Below are 20,659 nucleotides of genomic sequence, written 5' to 3'. Positions count from 1 at the left end.
ACGCTCGTGGCGAGCGAGTGGCGAGTGCGGTGCGTGCGACACGCATGTATTCCCTCAACACTTGATGGAATAGCGCGTCGAGCGTATGGTGACGCATGGCGCAACCCGAACTCGACCTGCTGCAGGGGACGCTCGATGTCCTCGTCCTGCGCGCGCTCTCGTGGGGGCCGATGCACGGCTACGCGGTGGCGCGCTTCATTCGCGACGGCTCCGACGGGAGCTTCCGTATCCTCGATGGTGCCCTCTATACGTCGCTGCACCGCATGGAGGAACGCGGGTGGGTGGACGCATCGTGGGGCAACTCCGACAAGGGGAAGCGCGCCAAGTTCTACCAGCTCACGACCGCCGGCCGAAAGGCGTTGCGCGCCGAGGCGGCGTCGTGGGATCGGTACGTCATCGCGGTCGCCAAGGTCATGAGCGCCACGCCGGCTCCCGCCTAACGCTCCCCGATTCCCCTCCTTCATGCATCGCGACGCTCGTCCCGCCGCCTGGCGACGATACCTCCGCTTCCTGGGCCCCGACCTCGAGGGTGACATCGACGACGAGCTGTCCTTTCACCTCGCCGAGCGCATCGAGGCACTGCGCAGTGAGGGACGGTCCGAGCCCGCGGCGCGTGCGCAGGCGCTGGCCGAGTTTGGCGACGTGCGTGACGTGCGCGCCACGCTGCGCACGATCGATCGTCGCATCGAGCAGCGGCGCTCGCGCGCCGAGTGGCTGGCCTCGATGGTGGCACGGATACGCCATAGCCTGCGCGTGCTCGTACGGCAGCCGTCGTTCACGATCCCCGCGGTCGTCACGCTGTCGCTGGGACTGGCGGCCGCGGTGGCGATCTACACGCTGCTCGACACGATCGTCCTGACGCCCCTCCCCTTTCCCAACGCCGAGCGGCTGGTGGCACTCTCGTCGCCGATGCCCAAGCTCAACGACACCTGGGGGATCGCTCGGCACCAGCTGTTCTACTACAAGCAGAACGCCCGCTCGATCGAGGAGATGGGGTTGTATCGCGCGAGCGAAGCGACGCTCACCGGCGATGGAACCTCGACCTTTGCCGAACGCGTCCCGATCGCCACCGTGACATCGGGGATCTTTGACGTGTTGGGGATTATCCCGGCGCTCGGCCGCTTGCTCACGCCGGAAGACAACCGCAACCGGGACGCCGCGGTGGTCGTGCTCGGACATGACTTGTGGATGCGCCGCTTTGGCGGCGACCGCATGATCGTGGGAAGGACGATCGACCTGGAAGGGTTCCCGCATCAGGTGGTCGGCGTTGCACCTGTGAACGCGCAGTTGCCCGACCGGCGCGTGGACCTTTGGCTGCCCGACTGGGCCGATCCGGCGGCGGCGGCGCAGAACAACCACGTGCGCCAGGCGGTCGCGCGCCTTCGCCCAGGCGTGAGTGCGGCGACCGCCGAGGCCGACCTGGCGCCACTGGTGTTGCGCATGGAGGAGGTCTTTCCGGCCGCCTATCCAAACCACTGGATCCGCAACTCGGGCTTTCGCACGGCGGTGGTCCCGCTCCGAGATGACGTCGTGGGAGCGACGATCGCGCGGGCGCTCTGGATCCTGCTGGCAGGGGTGGGCCTCGTGCTCGTGGTCGCGCTGGCCAACGTGTCCAACCTCTTCCTGGTGCGCGCCGACGGGCGACGGCGCGAGGTCCTGGTGCGATCGGCGTTAGGTGCCCGGCGCGGCGACCTGCTCGTCTTGCACCTCACGGACGCCCTGGTGGTGGCCCTGTTGGCGGCGATCATTGCCTTCGCGCTGGTGCGCAGCGCCTTGGGCGTCCTGGCCTGGTTCGCCCCCGAGGGGCTCCCGCGCTTGGCGGAGGTGCACGCGGGGTGGGCGACCGGGCTCCAGTTGCTGGCGCTGTCGCTGGCCATCGGCCTCTTGCTGGGTCTCGTGACGGCTGGGAGCGCGCGGGGGGATCATGCGGCACTGCGCGATGCATCGCGCGGCCTCACGCTCTCGCGCCGTCAGGTGGCGGTGCGAGGGACGCTCGTGGTGGCGCAGGTGGCGCTCGCCGTCGTGCTCATGGCGGGCGCCGGACTGATGGTGCGTTCGTTCCAGAAGCTGCGCGGGATCTCACCGGGGTTTGCGCCAGACGGTGTGGCGACGATGGATCTTGCCCTGCCGGCGGCGCGCTTCGATGCCGCCACGCGCGTTGCCACCTTCTACGAACAGGTGAGCGAGCAGCTGCGCGCGATTCCCGGCGTGACACATGTCTCAATGGTGGAGCAGTTACCGCTCACGGGGCGCTCGGGCTGCACCGGGGTGGTCACCAACCAGCCCGGGGCCATGGGACGCGCCGAACAGTGCGTGACGACGCTGCAGGTTGCGCCCGGCTACTTCGAGGCGTTGCAGATCCCGGTGCGCGGGAGCGCACCGACGTGGGACCAGGTGCACCAAGCGACAGGTGGTGCGGTGGTGACGCGCGCGTTGGCAGAGGTGCTGTGGCCGGGCGAGGACCCCATCGGCCGCACGATTCGCTGTTGTTCGGTGGGAGAGGGATGGTTCCACGTTGGTGGCGTTGTGGACGACCTGTATGACGCCGGCCTCGACGCCCCGAAGATGCAGGCCGTCTTCTTTCCCCTCGTCCCGCCGCCCGGGGCCGACCTGCAGTGGTTGGCGCGCGGCGTGAGTCTCGTCGTCCGCGCGCCGTCGATGACGCCGGCGCAACTCTTCCCGCTGGTGCAGCGTGAGGTGGCGCGGCTGGATCCGCAGGTGCCGGTGACCAACCCTCGCGGGTTGGACGAGGTGGTGGCCCGTTCGATGGCTCGGCGCACCTTCACCCTGACCCTGCTCGCGGTCGCCGCGACCATCGCCCTGCTCCTGAGCGCGATTGGCCTGTATGCGGTGGTGTCGTACGTCGTGAGCCATCGAATCGGCGAAATCGGGATCCGGATGGCGCTGGGGGCGCGGTCGTCGCAGGTGGCGCGGCTGGTGGTGCAGCAGGCGTTGACGCTCACATCGTTAGGTCTGGTGCTCGGCGTCGGTGGCGCGCTGGCCACGACACGCGTGCTGGGGGCGCTGTTGTACGAGGTGCAACCGGGCGATCCGCTGGTGCTGAGCGCGGTGGCGGTCCTCCTGATTGCGATTGCCCTCGCCGCGAGCCTGGCCCCCACGTGGCGGGCGGCGCACGTGGATCCGTCGACGGCGTTGAGGGGGGAGTAAGCGGGCGGGAAACGGAAGTCGTAACGTATCGCTCCTCCCGTGCCGCCGATTCGGGCTCGGGGCGAGGATCGGCGCTCGGGGGCGTGACCGGAAGCGGCCGCACCGTCGCGGGCACGCTCGAGGGGGCGTCGTCGTTTCCCGATCGGGGTCCTGCCTAGCCGAGCACGTCGGGAGGCAACAGCTTCCCAACACGTCCGTCTCCCGTCTCCCTTCCCCCGTCTCCCGTCTCCACACATGCCGTTCGTCATCTTCGCCGCCCCCATCTTGAGCGACAATGCGTTTCGCATGGTCGAGGCGGCGGCGGGGCTTCCCGATGTGCAGCTGGCGGTCATCACACAGGACGGCGAGGACCGACTGCTCGGGCTGCGCGGGCACGTGCGGCACTGGCAGGTGGCCGACATCCTGGATGTGGAGCAGCTCGCGTGGGCTGCCGAGGGGTTGGCGCGCCAGTTCGGGCCGATCCATCGCCTCTTCGGGGCGTTCGAGCAGATCCAGGTGCAGCTCGCGGAGGTGCGCGCGCGACTGGGGATCGAAGGCATGGGGGTGGAGGCGGCGCACAACTTCCGCGACAAGGCGCGCATGAAGACGCTGCTGCGCGCGGCCGGGCTTCCGTGCGCGCGGCACTGCCTGGCGTCGACGCTCGACGAGGCGGTGGCCTTTGCGGAGGCCAACGGGTTCCCGGTCGTGGTCAAGCCGCCGGCCGGAGCGGGGGCGATCGCGACCTTTCGGGTCGACAACATGCAGTCGCTGATTGCGGCGCTCTCGCGCACGCCGCCGACGGCCGAGCACCCGGTCCTGCTCGAGGAGTTCGTGCAGGGCGAGGAGCACTCGTTCGAAACGATGACGGTGAATGGCGAGCACGTCTGGCATTCGCTCACGCACTACTACCCGACCCCGCTCACCGTCCTCGAGAATCCCTGGATCCAGTGGTCGCTGGTGCTGCCGCGCGAGGTGGATGGTACGCAGTACGACGACATCCGCTCCGCGGCGCGGCGCGCCCTCGACGTGCTGGGGATGCACACCGGGATCTCGCACATGGAGTGGTTCCGGCGGAGGGATGGCACCATCGCGATCAGTGAGGTGGCGGCGCGTCCGCCAGGCGCACAGATCACGCAGCTCATGTCATACGCGCACGACTTCGACCTCGTGCAGGAGTGGGCGCGGGCGATGATCTTCGGCGAGTTCCATGTGCCCGAGCGCAAGTACGCGGCGGGGGCGGCGTTCCTGCGGGGGCAGGGGCAAGGTCGCATTGCGGCGGTGCATGGCGTCGACGAGGTCAACCGTGCGCTCGGCCCCCTCATCGTTGCGGCCAGGACGCCGCAGGTGGGAGGGCAGCCGTCGGTGAGCTACGAGGGGGACGGGTGGGTCATTGTCCGACACCCCGAGACCGCCGTGGTACAACGGGCCGTGCTGACGGTGATCAGCACGATCAAGGTGGAGCTCGGATAGCGGCACTGGGCGCCCCGGATTGCGCGTCCGGCACGGAATCAGTAGTTAGTCCAGTCAGCCCACGACGAAGGGGCTCCTCGCGACACGGCGTTCCCCGCGTTCGCCGGGACAGCCCGTTCGTCTCCCCGTCTCCCCGACTTCCGTTGCGATGAATGTGATCATGCTGGCCCCGGGCTACCCGGGCGAGATGCCCTACTTCTGCCGGGCGCTGTCGGTGCATGGCGCGAAGGTCTACGGGCTGAGCGACGTGCCGTACGATGCGCTTCCCCCGCTGACCAAGGAGCACCTGTCGGGGTACCTGCAGGTCCCCAACTTCACCGATGAAGAGGCGATCGTTCGGCAGGTGGTGCAGTCGGTGGGGTCGCACTCGATCGATCGCGTGGTCTGCATGTGGGAGCCCGGCGTGCTGCTGGCGGCCAAGTTGCGCGAGGCGTTAGGCGTCGCCGGGCAGGGGGTCGAGCAGGCGACGATCTTCCGCAACAAGGACCTGATGAAGCAGGTCATCACGAAGGCTGGCCTTCGCACCGCGCGCCACGCCTCGGCGCGATCCATCGCCGAGGTGAAGGCGGCAGCGGAGCAGATCGGCTTTCCGATCATCGTGAAGCCGATCGCGGGCGCCGGGTCGATGGATACGTTCCGCGCCGGCTCCATGGCCGAGCTCGAGGCGGAGCTGGCGAAGGTGACGACCTACGACGAGGTCAACGTCGAGGAGTTCATCGAGGGCGACGAGTACACGTACGACACGATCTGCATCAAGGGCGAGGTGCAGTACGAAAACGTCTGCTTCTATCGCCCCAATCCGCTCGTCGCGCGCAGCACCGAGTGGATCTCGCCGCAGACGCTGGCGCTGCGTGACATGACACCGACACCGGTCGCCTCGGGGGTCGCGTTAGGCCACGAGGTGCTCAAGGCGATGGGGTTCCAGACCGGCTTCACGCACATGGAGTTCTTCTGGACGCCCAAGGGCGAGGCGGTGTTCGGTGAGATCGCGGCGCGGCCGGCCGGTGCGCACACGGTCGACCTCATGAACTACGTGGGAGACATCGACCTCTACATGGGCTACGCCGAAGCGGAGCTCAACGGCACGTTCTCGCAGTCGACAGTTCGCAAGTACAACGTCTGCAACATCTTCAAGCGGGCCGAGGGGCAGGGGCGCATCAACCGCATCGAAGGATTGCAGCACCTCCTGCAGCGCTACGGCGAGCACATCGTGCACATGGACCTGCTCCCGGTGGGGGCGGAGCGACGCAACTGGATCCTCACGCTCGTCAGCGATGGCTACGTGGTCGTGCGGCACCCGGAGTTGCAGGCGTGCATGGACATCTCGGATGCGGTGGGGACGGACCTGCGGCTGTTCGCGTCCTGATCGGACGAGACCACTCGATTGCGTCAGCACGCGCGCGGGGACGGCCCATGAGTCGTCCCCGCGCTTCATTTCGCTAGGGAGCCGCTCCTTTCGCTGCATCGAGCACGCTGCGGACGGTGTCGAGGAGTTGCTGGCGCCCGTAGGGCTTGGCCAGGAATGTGGTCGCGCCGTCGAGCCGGGAGGTGTCGAGGCGATCCTCGGTGTAGCCGGAGGCGAAGAGGGTCCGCAAGGCAGGCCATCGCCGCTGAAGCTGTTCGGCGAGCTGCGGGCCGCTCATGCCGGGCATGATCACGTCGCTGAAGAGGAGGTCGGGGGCGGCATCCATCGACGATGCGAGCGTCTCCGCCTCCACGCCGGAGCGCGCGACGCGCACATTATAGCCCGACTGTCGCAGGACGCGTTCGGAGAAAGTGCGCACGCCATCGTCGTCTTCGACGAGCAGGATAGTCTCAGGGCCGCCGATGGCCTCGCCACGGTTCGAGGCGACCGGCGTGGGGGCCGCGTCGGCGACACGAGGGAGGCGAACGGTGAAGGTGGTCCCCTCACCCAGGGTGCTGCGCACCGCGATATGCCCACCCGCTTGTCGCACCAACCCGTACACGGTCGCCAAGCCCAGGCCGGTTCCGTAGCCCAGTTCCTTGGTCGTGAAGAACGGCTCGAAGACGCGCTGCAAGACTTCGGTGGTCATCCCTGAACCGGTGTCCTCGACCTCGACCTGCACGCAGTCGGCAGACTCGAGGCCGCAGGCGGCGGCTTCGTCACCGGTGAGCGTGACGTGTGAAGTCCGGATGGTGAGTGCACCACCTCCGGGCATGGCGTCGCGGGCGTTGACGGCGAGGTTGAGCAGGAGCTGTTCAAACTGCACGGGGTCCATGCACACCGCGCCCGTTCCCTCCGGGGCGTCGACGCGGAGTGCGACATCTTCTCCCACCACGCGCTCGAGGAATCGCTGCACGGCCCGCAGCTGTGCGGCCACGTCGAAGATGCGCGGGACGACCACCTGCCGGCGGGCGAAGGCCAGGAGCTGCATGGTGAGCTCGCGCGCGCGCTCGCCGGCGCGGCGGATCTCGATGACGTCGTCGAGGGCTGGCGTCCCCGGGGCGAGCATCCCTTGCACCTCCTCGGCGTAGCCGAGGATGGCGGTGAGCAGGTTGTTGAAGTCGTGCGCGACGCCCCCCGCCAGCCGTCCGAGCCCCTCGAGCTTGGCGGTTTCGCGCAGTCGCTCGGTGGCATCGTGCAGGGCGGTGATGTCGTGGAAGATGCCGAAGACCTTCACGACCTTCCCGTCGCGTTCCTCCGCTTCGCCCTGGGCCCGCACGAAGAGGCGGCGCCCGGTCGCCGTCACGAGGGGGAGTTCGAGGGAGAAGCTGGTCCCGGCGGCGACGAGCGTGTCGAAGGCGTGCTGGATCGCGGGACGTGCTTCGGGGGCGTAGAATCGGATGGCCGAGCCGACGTCGGGGACGAAGGAGGGGGGGACGTCGTGCAGGCGCCGCACTTCGTCGTCCCACGTGACGACTCCGGTGTCGAGGTCGATCTCCCACGCCCCTAACTGGGCAATGCGGCTCGCGCGGCGCCAGAGGGCGGCGCGGCGCACGAGTTCCTGCTGGCTTCGCACCCGCTCGCTCACGTCGCGAAGGATCACGAGGACCCGACGCTCGCCCGTGGCGCGCACCAATCGACGCCCCGTGACCTCCACCCAGCGCGTCGCGCCGTCGACCTGCCGCGTCGACACCGTGAAGGCCGGGATCGTTTCGCCCTCGAGGGCGCGCGACAACATTGCGTACGAGGTGCCGAGATCCTGCGGGGCGAGGATCCCCATGTCGCCCAGCTTTCGCCCGGTGAACGTCGCGGCCGGGAAGCCGAAGAGGTCACGCGAGGCATCATTGACCTCGAGAAAGCGGCCGTGCTCGTCGAGCACCATCACGAGGTCGGGGAGGGCGCGCACCAGCTCGGCGTAGCGACTTTCGGTTTCCTCGAGCGCCGTGCGCGACACCGCCAGTGCCTGCGTGGCCGAGACGAGGCGTTGTTCGCGCACGCGAAACTGGTCGCGCACGTCGCGCAGGGCGCGCGAGAGGAAGGCGATCAGGACGGCAAGGAAGACAAACTGTCCGAGGACGACAATCGTATCGACGGTGGGGTCGGTGGGGGCGGGCGGGGGGAGGATCGGTCCGAACGCCCCGCCGGTGGCGAGCAGCAGCAGGCAGGTGAGCCCCAGCAGCGCGACCGCGAGGGCGGCCCCACCCCACAACGCCATGAGCACGGTCGCCATCACGAGCGATGGGAGCGCCGCGGCGCGGATGCCGTGCACCCCGATCGCAAACATGGCGCAGAGCCAGAGCGTCCCGATCACCGTCCCGCTGGCGAAGTACGTCTTGCCGAACCGCGCCAGGACGGTCGCGATCAGCATCCCCGCGATCAGCGCCCCGATGATGACGTGATCGCCGGTGACCATCCCCGGCTGCCCGAGCAGGAAGGCCTCGAACACGGCGGCGGTGACCGTCGCCACCAGCGCCAGACGATAGGTGATGGCGGCCGCGGGCGACGTCGACCACGGGATGAGTCCGCGGCCAGACGCTGGTGTCTCCTGGGATGGCATCAGCGAATCGACCCGAATGGCAGGAGCCGGTGAAGCCTAGCAGCCTCCCATCTTGCCGAGGGACGTGGGACGGGCGAAGTAGTACGTCCTTCGTCACTGACGCATCGGGAGTACATCGTGCCATCGACTTCGTTCGACGCCATCGTGGTGGGGTCCGGGATATCCGGTGGATGGGCCGCCAAGGAGCTCTCCGAGCGCGGTCTCCAGGTGCTCCTGTTGGAGCGCGGCAGGAACGTCGAGCACATCGCAGACTACGTCAACACACGAAAGGCGCCGTGGGAGTATCCGCATCGCGGCGGGCGCACGCAGGCGATGATCCGGCGATACCCGGTGCTCAAGCGCGACTTTCCGCTCAACGAGAAGAATCTCGACTGGTGGGCCTCCGATGAGGACTCGCCGTACACCGAGACGAGGCGCTTCGATTGGTATCGCGGCTACCAGGTAGGGGGGCGATCGCTCATGTGGGGGCGCTGCAGCTTTCGCCTGAGCGACATCGACTTCGAGGCGAACGCACGCGATGGCGTCGGGACCGACTGGCCAATTCGATACGCCGAGATTGCGCCGTGGTACAGCCACGCCGAGAGGTTTGCCGGGATCGCCGGCTCGCTCGAAGGGCTGCCGCAGCTTCCCGATGGCGATTTTCAGCCGGCGATGGCGCTCAATTGCGCCGAGCAAGTCGTGGCCGAACGACTGCGGGGGCTGTATGACGGCAGGCGGCGGCTCATCTCCAGCCGCACCGCCAACCTGACCCAGGCGCTGCACGGGCGTTCGCCGTGTCAGTATCGCGATGCCTGCTGGTTAGGCTGCCCGTACGGTGCCTACTTCAGCACGCAGTCGGCGACGCTCCCCGCGGCCATGGCGACGGGGCGGCTCACGCTCAAGCCGTTCGCGATCGCCAGCGAGGTGCTCTACGACGCGGATCGGAAGCGGGCGACCGGGGTGCGCGTGATGGATGCGCTGACCCGGGAGGTCACCGACTACTCGGCCCGCGTCGTCTTCCTCTGCGCCTCGACGCTCAATTCCACCTGGTTGCTGCTGCGTTCAGCGACCGACGTTTGGCCCGGCGGGTTGGGGAGCAGCTCCGGGGAGCTGGGGCACAACCTGATGGACCATCACTTTCGGGTGGGGGCGTCGGGGCGGATCGACGGATTGGAGGACCAGTACGTCTTCGGGCGGCGCCCCAACCCATCTTACATCCCGCGGTATCGCAATCTTGGGGGGGACAAGCGGCCGTATCTGCGGGGATTCGGGTACGAAGGGGGGGCAGGGCGTGAGGGGTGGGCTCGAGCGGTCGCCGAACTGGGGGTGGGCGGCGGATTCAAGGACCGGGCGGCCGAGCCCGGCCGGTGGACCATCGGCGGGACCGCCTTTGGCGAGATGCTCCCGAACCACGCCAACCGGGTGACGCTCGATCCAGAAAAGCAGGACAAGTGGGGGCTCCCGGTCCTGCGGATCGACTGCGCCATCGGTGAGAACGAGCGGCTGATGCGAAAGGACATGGCCGCCGACATGGCCGAGATGCTCGAGGCGTGCGGTGTGAAGGACGTGGCGACCTTCGACGACGAGTACTTCCCCGGGATGGGGATCCACGAGATGGGGACGGCGCGGATGGGGACGAGCCCGAAGAACTCCGTGCTCAACCGGAACAACCAGGTCTGGGACGCGCCGAACGTGTTCGTGACCGACGGGAGTTGCATGGCTTCGACGGCCTGCCAGAACCCGTCGCTGACCTACATGGCGTTGACGGCGCGGGCGTCGGCGTTTGCGGTGGAGGAGATGAACCGCCGTGCGCTCTGAGGGAGTGAACGCTGTCCCACTTCGCGCCATGGCGTGAAACGAACGCTCTCCTCACGCGAAGCCGCGAAGCCGCGAACGAGGAAGGGCGCGGGGGATCAGGAATGCGGGCGGTGGCGCATCGCCAACGTGCGGTTCGGGCCACATATTATCGGCCGACTTGTCGCCTCCGGCGTGCGGGAATCGGACCTCGCGCGCGCGTGGTAGTCCTCGGGGTGGCACCGTTTCCAGTACTAAGGAGGATGGAGTGCAAGAGACGCAGTACGATGCGATCGTCGTCGGCTCAGGCATCGCCGGCGGATGGGCCGCCAAGGAGCTGACCGAAAAGGGGCTCCGCGTCCTCCTGCTCGAGCGTGGGCGCAACATCGAGCACGTCAAGGACTACGTGAACGCCCGCAAGGGGTCGTGGGAGTATCCCCATCGCGGCCGGCGCACGCAGGAGATGATCGCGCACTACCCCGTGCTCAAGCGCGACTACCCGCTCAACGAGACCAACCTCGATTACTGGGAAAAGGACGAGGAGTCGCCGTACACCGAGGTCAAACGCTTCGACTGGTATCGCGGCTACCACGTGGGCGGGCGGTCGCTCATGTGGGGGCGGCAGAGCTACCGCTTCAGCGACATCGACTTCACCGCCAACGTGAAGGACGGGATCGCGACCGACTGGCCGATTCGCTACGCCGACATCGCCCCGTGGTACGACTACGTGGAGAAGTTCGCCGGGATCGCCGGCTCCAACGAAGGGCTCGAGGTGCTTCCCGACGGTCAGTTCCAGCCGGCCTTCCCGCTCAACTGCGGTGAGGAGCAGGTGGCGGCGAAGCTCAAGAGCCAGTTTGGCGGGACGCGTCGCCTCATCCCCGGGCGCGTGGCCAACCTCACGCAGCCGCTCCCGGGGCGCAACCAGTGCCAGCTCCGCAACGCCTGCTGGTTAGGCTGCCCGTACGGCGGCTACTTCAGCACGCAGTCGTCCACGCTGCCGGCGGCAGTGGCGACCGGGAAGCTCACGCTCAAGCCCTGGTCCATCGTCACGGAAGTCATCTACGACAAGGACGCCAAGCGGGCCAAGGGCGTTCGCGTGCTCGACGCGACCAACAACCAGACCGTCGACTACACGTCGAAGATCGTCTTCCTGTGCGCCTCGTCGCTCAACTCGACCTGGCTGCTGATGCGTTCGGCCACCGACATCTGGCCGGCCGGGCTCGGCTCCAGCTCTGGCGAGTTAGGCAACAACCTGATGGACCACCACTTCCGGTTGGGGGCGTCGGGTGACCTCGAAGGGCTCGAGGACAAGTACTACTACGGGCGCCGCCCCACCGGCTTCTACATCCCGCGCTTCCAGAACATCGGCAAGGACAAGCGTGGCTACCTGCGTGGCTTTGGCTACCAGGGGAGCGCGAGCCGCGAGGGATGGGATCGTGCGGTGGCGGAGCTGGGCGTGGGGGCGCAGTTCAAGGACGCGATGGCGCAGCCCGGGCAGTGGACCATCGGGGCGACGGCGTTCGGCGAGATGCTGCCGAACCATGCGAACAAGATCACGCTCGACCCCGAGAAGAAGGACAAATGGGGGCTGCCGGTGCTCAAGATCGATTGCGCCATCGGCGAAAACGAGCTCAAGATGCGCAAGGACATGACGAAGGACATGGCCGAGATGCTCGAGGCGAGCGGCGTGAAGAACGTCCGCACCTACGACGGCGGCTACTTCCCCGGCATGGGGATCCACGAGATGGGGACGGCGCGCATGGGGACCGATGCCAAGAACTCGGTGCTCAACAAGTACAACCAGGTGTGGGATGCGCCCAACGTGTTCGTCACCGACGGCGCGTGCATGACCTCGGCGGCCTGCGTGAATCCGTCGCTCACGTACATGGCACTCACGGCGCGCGCGGCCGATTTCGCCGTCGAAGCGCTCAAGAAGCGCGAGCTGTAACGCGTCCAGCCTAACGCCAGCCCACGGACACTTCCGGATACGAGACCATGCCTGACGAGATGACGCCGCAGTTCGTGATTGACCGACGCGAAGCGATTCGCCGCGTGAGCGCGATGCTGGGCGGCGCCGCCTTCATTGGCGGCACGTCGCTGCTCGCCGCGTGCAGCAAGGAGCCGGCGGCCAAGGGCGATACCGCGGTTGCCGCTGCGGCCCCTGCGCCGACGCCCGAGCCGCCGCTGACGATGTTCACCGCCGAAGAAGTCGCCTACCTCGACGAGATCGCCGAGACGATCCTCCCGGCGACGAGCACCCCCGGGGCGAAGGACGCCAAGACCGGGCGATTCATTGGCGTGATGGTGCAGGACTGCTACACCAAGGAAGACCAGGACATCTTCAAGGCCGGGATGACGACGCTGAACGACGCGTGCACCAAGGCGCACGGTCACGGCTTCATGCAGGCGTCGCCCGAGGAGCGGCTGTCGCTGCTCACGCAGCTCGACAAGGACGCCAAGGCGTACCAGGACAAGAAGAAGGGCGACCAGCCCAACCACTACTTCCGCATGATCAAGGAGCTGACGCTGCTCGGCTTCTTCACGTCGGAAGTGGGGATGACCAAGGTGCTGCGGTACCAGGAGACGCCGGGGCGTTTTGATCCGTGCGAGCCGTACACCAAGGGGCAGACGATCTACGCGAGTCACGCCTGACGGGCGTGGTCAGATGCAGGCAGCGAGGGCGCTCTCGATGGAGGGCGCCCTCGCTGCCGTTTTTGGACCGGTCTGCAGTGAATTGGGTTCACTTCTTCGCGGGAGCGCGGAGACACTTCAGAACGAGTTCGCGCGCAGCGGGCCGACGGGAGTTCCTTGGCGTCTTCGCGGCTTCGCGTGAGCTCAAACGACAACGGCGTCTCACGCGAAGCCGCGAAGTCGCGAAGAAATTCGGGGCGTAGGGGGGAGGTGTGACAATGGTGGGAGACGGGATGCGTGGTGTGGGGGAGGCGCGAGACTCCGAGAGCCGTGTGGAACACGTGGCCGCGGTGGTGGTCGATGCGGCGTACCACCTGCACCGGGAGCTGGGGCCGGGACTGCTCGAGTCGGTGTACGAGACCGTACTCGCGCGCATGCTGGAGCAGCGCGGACTTCGAGTCGAACGACACAAGACGATCTCGTTCGACTTTCACGGGCTGCACTTCGACGAGGGGTTCCGCGTTGACCTGTTGATCGACGGGTGTTGTGTCGTGGAGCTCAAGTCCATCGAGCGCACCGCCCCCGTGCACCTGAAGCAGCTGCTGACCTACCTCCGACTCCTGGACCTTCGCCTAGGTCTTCTCATCAACTTCGGCGCCGCGACCTTCAAGGAAGGGATCAAACGCGTGGTGAACGGCCACCACGTCTTCGCGCCTTCGCGTCTTCGTGTGAGACAAGCCCTTCCCCGCGCCCCACACGACGTCTGACGTCGCGGGCCGAGCGGGCGCCGCAACCGGGCCTACCCGCTCAGCTCCCCGATCACCCTCCCCAGTACCGCCACCAGCCACTCCACGTCGCACGTCCCACGGTGAGCGGCGGCCGGATCTTGAGGACGTTGTCGGCCGGCCCCTCGGTCCCGATGAGGATGCGCTCCTCGCGCAGCCGATTGACGACGTAGCTGGCCAGCGCTGTTGCCGGCGCGCGTGTGTCGCGATCGGTGACCAGGTCGACACCCACAAACAGTCCGATGCCGCGCACGTCGCCGATGCACGCATGGCGCGTCTGCAGCTCGCGGAGGGAGTCCATGAGGTGATTCCCGACGGTGCGGGCATTCTCCCGCAGTCCCTCGTCCTTGACGATGCGCAGCACCTCGGTCCCCACGCGACACGACAGCGTGCTCCCGCCAAAGGTGGAGAAGAACTCGATCCCGTTGTCGAACGAACGCGCGATCTCGGCGGTGGTGACCACCGCCCCCATCGGGTGGCCGTTGCCCAGCGGCTTGCCTAACACAACGATGTCGGGGGCCACCTGCTGCTGTTCGAACCCCCAGAAGTAGTCGCCGAGTCGTCCCAGCCCGGTCTGGACTTCGTCGGCGATGCAGACCCCGCCGGCGGCGCGGATGCGGTCGTACACGCCCTGCAGGTAGCCAACCGGCGGGATGATCTGCCCGCCCACGCTGGGGAACGTCTCGGCGATGAAGCCGGCGAGTCGTCCGCCGCGCGCGTGTATGCGTGCGATGGCCTCGTCGACATGAGCCGCATACCCATCGGCGGCGTCGGCGCCGCGATGTTCGCCGCGATACGTGTCGGCGACCGGGACGAGTTGCACCCACTCCGGGCACCCGCCGCCGTTCGGTTTGTTGAACTTGTATGCCGACAGGTCGTAGGCGCCGGTGGTGTTGCCGTGGTAGCCGTGGTCGGGGGTGACCATGTCCTTCCCCCCGGTGTGCGTCCTCGCCAGCCGCAACGCCAGCTCGTTCCCCTCGCTTCCGGAGTTTACGAAGAAGACGTGCGTCAGGTGCGGCGGCATGTGTGCCAGCAACGTCTCGGCGAACTCCACCTGTGCGGGGTGCAGGTAGCGCGTGTTGGAGTTCATGCGGGCCAGCTGGTCGGCGGCGATGGCGACCAGTCGTGGGTGCGCGTGCCCCACGTGCGGCACGTTGTTGTACGCATCGAGGTGCACGCGCCCCCATTCGTCGAACAGGTAGTGCTTCCACCCGCGCACGAAGAGGAGCGGCTCACGGTAGCTGAGCTTGAGGTTGCTGGCGAAGTGTGCGCCCCGTTCGTGCCGGATGTGTTCCTCGTCCAGCGGACGATAGGCGACGCGCTCGTTCGGAAGGTTGAGAAGCGCGGCTGGGTTGGGGCAGATGGCGCCCCACATCGCCAGGTCGTCGGGATCGGCCACGCCGGGCCAATCGCGCTCCATTCCGCGGGTGGTCATCGCCAACTGGAAATGGAGGTGCGGGTCCCACCCGCCATTCTCCTCCGGAATCCCTAACCCTGCGAAGCGCTCACCGCGGGCGATGGGCTGCCCGGCGCGCAGTGCCTCGGCACTCGCACGCGACAGATGACCGTAGAGCGTCCAGAACGGGGCGCCGTCTGGCGTCGCGTGCCGCAGGATCACCATGCCGCCGTAGTCGAGCGTTGCCTCGCGGAACTCCACGGTCTCGACCACGGCGTCGAGCGGGGCGTAGACCGGGCTCCCCGCGGGGAGAAAGATGTCGACGCCTAGGTGCACGCTGCGCCGGTCGGAGATGGTGTGCGGTCCCTTTCGAAAGGCGGGAGCGGTGTACACCGCTCGCGGCTCGCCATAGCTCCCCACCCACGCCGGCCCGACGCCGGCCGCGGCGCCTAACGTGCGCGCCTCGGCCTGTGTCATCGCCGTCGGGTCGCGCGGGGCGAGGCTCGTGGCGATGGAAATGGACCCCGCGGGAATCGTCGCGAGGTCGATCCCCATGACCGGCGCAAAGCTCCCGCGCTGCGCATCGAGCCACGGCAGCACACGCGCGGCGGTGTCGCTCGCCGGGAACCCGCACGCTGAACGCAATCGCGCGCTCACCTGCTCGTCGGCGATAGTGGCGGCACGTTCGAGAAAGCGCCAGGCCGGTGCCTCGGAGATCACGACGTATGGATCATCGGGGCGCTCGCGCTTCATCTGCGCCGAGTTGGTGACGCTCACCGCCAGCCGCATGAGGAGGAGCGGCCAGAGCAGGTCGAGCTGGCGCGCGCTGAGGGGGGAGACCGCGTGATAGCCGGCGACGAAGGCGGCGAAGGCGCGCTCCGGCTGCGGATGGTCGAGTACGAGATACGCGCCGGCGATGGCGATGTCGGCCACGACGGGGCCCGCGACGATGTCGCCGAAGTCGATGAGGCCGGCGAGGCGCGGGAGGCCCCGCTCGTCGCGCGCAACGAGGACGTTCCAGTCGTTCAGGTCGTTATGCAGCACCGCGACGGGCTGGGCGAGCAGCGCCCGCTTGATGCCGTCGTAGCGCAGCCACGCGGTGGCCACCAGCTCTTGCCGGGCGTGATCGGCGATCTCGTCGACGTGATGCATGACCCAGTCGGCGCGCGTCAGGTCCCACTTGAAGTCGCGCTGGAGCCCGGGGTGCGCGAAGTCGGCGAGCGCGCGGTGCATGCGTGCGACCGCGGCGCCAAAGTCGCGCAGCAGGGCGAGCGGGCGATACGTCGTTCGTGCGTAGAGCTCGCCCTCGAGCATCGCCAGCAACCAGAGGATGCGCTCGTTCCCGTCCGCATCGCGCACGGTGCAGTGCAGGCGTCCGTCGCGCGCGGGGATGACGGCGGGGACCGGGACGCTGGGGTCGCGCGACTGGATGTGCGCGTGCGCGCGGCACAGCAGGTCGACGAACCCCTCGTCGCAGCCGGGGCGCATGACCTTGAGGATGAAGCGGCGCCCGTCGGTGGCGGTGGCGCGCAGGTTGAGGTCGTACTCGCCGGCGAGCGCGTCGAGCGTTGCGTCGATTCCCCAGGCCGAGGAGAGGGCACCGGCCCAGTGCGTGAGCGAAGTGGTCATCGGGAGGGGAGGAGCGCGCGGGTCGTTAGGGGCGGTAGGCGACGCAGTCGATCTCCACCCGCAACCCTTCGCGCGGGAGCTTCGACACCTCGACCGTGGTCCGGGCCGGGCGGTGGTCGCCGAACATGCGCCCATACACGGCGTTCATCTCCTTGAACTCGTCCATGTCGACGAGAAAGACGCCGCAGCGCAGCACGTACTGCAGGTCAGAGCCGGCGGCCTGCAAGATGGCCTGCACGTTCCGCAGGCACTGCTCCGTCTGGCTGGTGGCGTCGGGGCCGGAGAGCTGGCCGGTGGCGGGATCGACCGCGCCCTGCCCCGAGACGAAGATGAGGCGCTCGAAGGCCATCGCCGGCGAGTACGGGCCGACGGGATTGGGGAGGTTGGGGGCGTGGATGGGGAGATGGCTCATGGCGGGGCTGGGCGGGCGACGGTGACGTGTCGGGTTGGCGCCAAACGGTGCGCGTCCCCAAGATACCGACTTCGGCGCGCGCGACATGCCGATTCTCCTACTGCCTCCCGCTCGTGACCCTCGATCGCAAGGCGCTGACGCGCCAGTACAAGGAAACGCCGCGCACCGCCGGCGTGGCCCTCGCCAAGAACCTGGCGAACGGCAAGTGCTTCCTCTTCGCCGGCGTCGACATCGCGGCGCTCGTCAACCGCCATCGCGCGCAGCTCAAGCTGGGCGGGCATCCCAACAAGGTGCTGCAGGGCGACTGGAACGCTCTGGGCGCCGACCAGTTTGCCTTCGAGGTCGTCGATACGCTCCCCGTCCCGGAGACGGCGGATGTGGACCAGCGCGACGACGTGGCGGCGCTCGAGGCGTTGTGGCTGGAGAAGCTCGCCCCGTTCGAGCCCGCCGGCTACAACCGAGCACCACGCCCGCGGGGATAGCAGCCGCCATCGAATGGCAGACGGCCCGGGCGCGTGAGCACCCGGGCCGTCGCTTGTCACTCGCAGTCCTCCTTCGTGCCTTCGCGGCTTCGCGTGAGGCCTGAAGCAAGGGCGGCTCACGCGAAGCCGCGAAGCCGCGAAGAAAACGGGGGCTAGCTGGTGACGGCGAGGTCCTTCACGGCCTGCGACAGCTTCTGCACGCGCCCGCTGTCGCACGAGCTGCTCGCTTCACCAGCGAGCTGCGACGAGAGCGTGGAGAGCGCGGTGTTGCGCGCGCCGCCCGAGCCCTTCTCGGCGGTCGACAGCGCCTGACGCACGCTGGCGATGCGGCTGGCGGAGAGGCACTTGTTGCGCTCGAGCTGATCCACGTACGCGCGGGCCAGGGCGAAGCTCGGCGGCCAGACGATCTTGGGCTGCCCCTGCGCGTTGAGGTAGTCCCAGTGCACGGTCTTGGCCGCGTCGATCTCGTTCTGCGAGACAAAGGCGCTCGGCGTCAGCTCCATGACGTCGAGGCCGCGGGCGATCTCGGAGCTCACGATGGCGCCGTTGTACCAGTACACCGACCACGAACCGCCCATCGCCATGCGCAGCGAATCGGCCGGGCCGCGGTCGAAGAAGGCGATCTCCTTGGCGTTCTTGGGATCGGTGAAGTCGAAGACCGAGATCCCGCCCTGGTACCACGCCTGCACCATCACGTCGCGCCCGGGGATCGGGATGAGCGAGCCGTTGTGGGCGACGCAGTTCTCTTCCTTGGTCTGCGCGGCCGGGAGCTTGTAGTAGCTCTGGAACTCCATCTTCCCGTTGTTGAGCGTGAAGATGGCGTTGGCCCCCCACTCCTTGGGGTCCGAGGCGCGGCACTTGGGACCACCGCCACCGCCCCACTCGTCGGTGAAGAGGATCTTGGTCCCGTCGTTGTTGAAGGTGGCCGAGTGCCAGTAGGCGAAGTTGGAGTCGGCCGCGGCGGCGATGCGCTTGGGGTTGACCGGGTCGCGGATGTCGAGGAGGAGGCCGTACCCTTCGCAGGCGCCGCCGGCGAGGCCGAGGGCGGGATAGACGGTGATGTCGTGGCACTGCGTCGGGCCCGGACGCGGGCGTCCGGGGGCGGCGTCGCCCTCACCCATCATCTGCGCGATCATCTTGGGGATCGCGTTGCGCAGCGCCGTGCTGTCGGCGCCGGTGGGGGCGCCGCTGCCGCCGCGCGCCTTCACGATCGAGTCGAGCATCGGCTTGGTGAACTGCGGCGGGAGGACGAACGATTCGCCGCCTACATCGGCGACGAACATCCCCTTCGCGCGCGCCTCGTCTGCTTGCTTCTTGTCATCCGGAGCGGCGCCGTGCCCCTTGGGGGCGGTGAGGTCTTCGAAGATGCGCGGGCTGCTCACGATCGCGGCCTGCTCAGGGTGTGCGAGCGGGACCTTGATGACTTCGATGCGGAAGAGCGCCGAGTTGGGATTCTTGTCGGGGCTCTCGCGCACGCAGCCGGGGAGCTCAGCGTCGGGGCGCACGCCGGCCGAGCCGGACACGTAGATGTAGATGTTCTCCTTGTCCTTCGGATCCTCGACCACCGTGTGCGTATGCGAGCCACGGCACGTCTGCACGTTGCCGACGTTCTTCGGGTTGGCGATGTCGGTGATGTCGAAGATGCGGATGCCGCGCAGGCGATCCCTGCTCACGGCCTCGCGCACGCCCTGCGTGCCGCAGTCGAGGCGCCCGGTCATCCCTTCGCCCGAGACGAAGAGCAGGTTCTTGTAGACCGAGACGTCGCTCTGCGAGGCGGGGCAGACGAAGCCCCGCACGAGCACCGGCTTTGCGGGGTTGGAGATGTCCCACACCTGCCAGCCGTTGTAGTTGCCCTGGATGGCGTACTTGCCGCTGAAGGCCAGGTCGGAATTGGTCTGCCCGAGGAACTCCTTGGGCGGCGCGGTGCGCGAGAGGACGTTGAGGTTGGAGACCGCCTCGCCGGCGTCCATGAGGCCGGCGCGGAGGCCGACGCGCGGGTCGACACGGGGCGATGGGGCGGCGACCGACGCCTGGCGGGAGCAGGCGGCGAGCGAAAGGACGCCGACAGCCGCAACGAGCGACGCGCGGAAGGCGCGGGCCGGTCGCGCCATCGCGCGGTGGGGGTGAAGCGCACGATCCATGATCAGTCCTCGTAGGGAGCGAAGTGGTCCAACGGATGCTGCAGCTGCCGGTGACACGGGTGATGCCGCCGCGACGTCGATGCGCGCACTACTTGCCTTCGAGCCGCAGCATGAGGAGCATGCGCTCCATGCGGGCGATCTCGGTGGATTGGTCGACGTTGACGTCGGAGGCGAACTTGAAGACGGTTTCATCCTGGGCGGTGCCGTCCTTGGCGAAGAGCTCCTGCACCATCGTCACGGCGCCCTTGTGGTGCTGGATCATGTAGGTCAGGAAGAGGCGGTCGAAGTCGCGCCCGCGTGCCGCCTCGAGCTCCTGCATCTGCGCGTCGGAGAGCATGCCAGGCATGAGCATCTCATGATCCACGCCGTCCATCTTCATCTTCATGGGCATGGGCTTGGCTTCGGGGACCGGGAGCGCGCGGTCCTTGAGCCAGTTCTGCATGAGGGCGATCTCGTCCTGCTGCGCGTTGGTGATGCGGGCGGCAAGCGTGCGCACCGAGGGGCTGGCGCCATTGGGCTCGGCCCAGCGCGCCATCACGATCGCCTGCGCGTGGTGGCTGATCATCCCCGACATGAAGTGGATGTCGCCATCGGTGTAGGGATTGCGGGCGCTGTCGGCGCGGGCGCGCGCACGCGCCCCGGCGTCACCCGTCAGGTGCACCATTCCGTCGGTGCGGGTCGTGCGGGTGGCCGTCGAACAGCCGGCGAGGGTCACGAGGGCGACCAGGCCGACGAGGGTAAGGCGGGCGCGGGCGCGATCAAGGAAACGAGCGGACATGCGAGCGAGGGTGCAGAGTGTCGAAGGCCTCAGTGCCGATCGTGACGCCGCGG

General features: G+C 68.1%; 13 protein-coding genes and 1 pseudogene. 9 read left to right on the top strand and 5 right to left on the bottom strand.

Translation table 11 applies throughout. The annotated features are described in order from the left end of the window. Positions 1-95: 95 nt before the first annotated feature. The 4 genes from IPN47_11460 to IPN47_11445 all read left to right on the top strand — a co-directional run bounded on the left by IPN47_11460 (position 96) and on the right by IPN47_11445 (position 5,983). Complete coding sequence (locus IPN47_11460; protein MBK9408641.1) at positions 96-440, top strand: PadR family transcriptional regulator; 345 nt, start codon at positions 96-98, stop codon at positions 438-440. 22 nt (positions 441-462) lie between these two features. Beyond that, positions 463-3,168, top strand: coding sequence for an ABC transporter permease (locus IPN47_11455; protein ID MBK9408640.1), 2,706 nt, complete (start codon positions 463-465; stop codon positions 3,166-3,168). A gap of 234 nt (positions 3,169-3,402) precedes the next feature. Then, a complete protein-coding gene (locus IPN47_11450; GenBank protein MBK9408639.1) occupies positions 3,403-4,617 on the top strand; it encodes an ATP-grasp domain-containing protein in 1,215 nt (404 codons plus the stop codon). Positions 4,618-4,765: 148 nt separating this feature from the next. Then, positions 4,766-5,983 carry an ATP-grasp domain-containing protein gene (locus IPN47_11445; GenBank protein MBK9408638.1) on the top strand — a complete coding sequence of 406 codons (1,218 nt, stop codon included), beginning with the start codon at positions 4,766-4,768 and terminating at the stop codon, positions 5,981-5,983. 73 nt (positions 5,984-6,056) lie between these two features. Here IPN47_11445 and IPN47_11440 read toward each other — a convergent pair whose 3' ends face one another. After that, the gene (locus tag IPN47_11440) at positions 6,057-8,579 is read right to left on the bottom strand and encodes a PAS domain S-box protein (GenBank protein ID MBK9408637.1); all 2,523 of its coding nucleotides are present in this window, start codon (positions 8,577-8,579) and stop codon (positions 6,057-6,059) included. 117 nt (positions 8,580-8,696) lie between these two features. Between IPN47_11440 and IPN47_11435 the strand changes: the two genes are divergently transcribed. The 4 genes from IPN47_11435 to IPN47_11420 all read left to right on the top strand — a co-directional run bounded on the left by IPN47_11435 (position 8,697) and on the right by IPN47_11420 (position 13,750). Then, positions 8,697-10,376: a GMC family oxidoreductase gene (locus IPN47_11435; GenBank protein ID MBK9408636.1), complete on the top strand. Its 1,680-nt coding sequence runs from the start codon at positions 8,697-8,699 to the stop codon at positions 10,374-10,376. A 244-nt stretch (positions 10,377-10,620) separates the two neighbouring features. Beyond that, positions 10,621-12,300: a GMC family oxidoreductase gene (locus IPN47_11430; GenBank protein MBK9408635.1), complete on the top strand. Its 1,680-nt coding sequence runs from the start codon at positions 10,621-10,623 to the stop codon at positions 12,298-12,300. A gap of 77 nt (positions 12,301-12,377) precedes the next feature. Next, a complete protein-coding gene (locus tag IPN47_11425) occupies positions 12,378-13,004 on the top strand; it encodes a gluconate 2-dehydrogenase subunit 3 family protein (protein MBK9408634.1) in 627 nt (208 codons plus the stop codon). A gap of 272 nt (positions 13,005-13,276) precedes the next feature. Then, positions 13,277-13,750 (top strand): GxxExxY protein, encoded by a 474-nt coding sequence (locus IPN47_11420; protein MBK9408633.1) that lies wholly within the window; start codon positions 13,277-13,279, stop codon positions 13,748-13,750. Between the two features lie 32 nt (positions 13,751-13,782). Here IPN47_11420 and IPN47_11415 read toward each other — a convergent pair. Together IPN47_11415 and IPN47_11410 are read right to left on the bottom strand one after the other, a co-directional pair. Continuing rightward, positions 13,783-16,793: pseudogene (locus IPN47_11415) on the bottom strand (aminotransferase class III-fold pyridoxal phosphate-dependent enzyme). Between the two features lie 25 nt (positions 16,794-16,818). Beyond that, a complete protein-coding gene (locus IPN47_11410; GenBank protein MBK9408632.1) occupies positions 16,819-17,205 on the bottom strand; it encodes a reactive intermediate/imine deaminase in 387 nt (128 codons plus the stop codon). A gap of 113 nt (positions 17,206-17,318) precedes the next feature. On the opposite strand from IPN47_11410, the gene IPN47_11405 reads away from it, so the two are divergent. Continuing rightward, complete coding sequence (locus IPN47_11405; protein ID MBK9408631.1) at positions 17,319-17,687, top strand: GIY-YIG nuclease family protein; 369 nt, start codon at positions 17,319-17,321, stop codon at positions 17,685-17,687. A 152-nt stretch (positions 17,688-17,839) separates the two neighbouring features. On the opposite strand, the gene IPN47_11400 is transcribed toward IPN47_11405, so the two are convergent. Both IPN47_11400 and IPN47_11395 read right to left on the bottom strand, forming a co-directional pair. Continuing rightward, positions 17,840-19,798: a hypothetical protein gene (locus tag IPN47_11400; protein MBK9408630.1), complete on the bottom strand. Its 1,959-nt coding sequence runs from the start codon at positions 19,796-19,798 to the stop codon at positions 17,840-17,842. A gap of 118 nt (positions 19,799-19,916) precedes the next feature. Then, the gene (locus tag IPN47_11395) at positions 19,917-20,606 is read right to left on the bottom strand and encodes a DUF305 domain-containing protein (GenBank protein MBK9408629.1); all 690 of its coding nucleotides are present in this window, start codon (positions 20,604-20,606) and stop codon (positions 19,917-19,919) included. Positions 20,607-20,659: the final 53 nt, after the last annotated feature.

This window comes from Gemmatimonadota bacterium (genome assembly GCA_016719105.1).
Taxonomy (GTDB): Bacteria; Gemmatimonadota; Gemmatimonadetes; order Gemmatimonadales; family Gemmatimonadaceae; genus SCN-70-22.
Note: the sequence above shows the minus strand (reverse complement) of the source record. Positions and strands in the feature narration are given on the sequence as shown.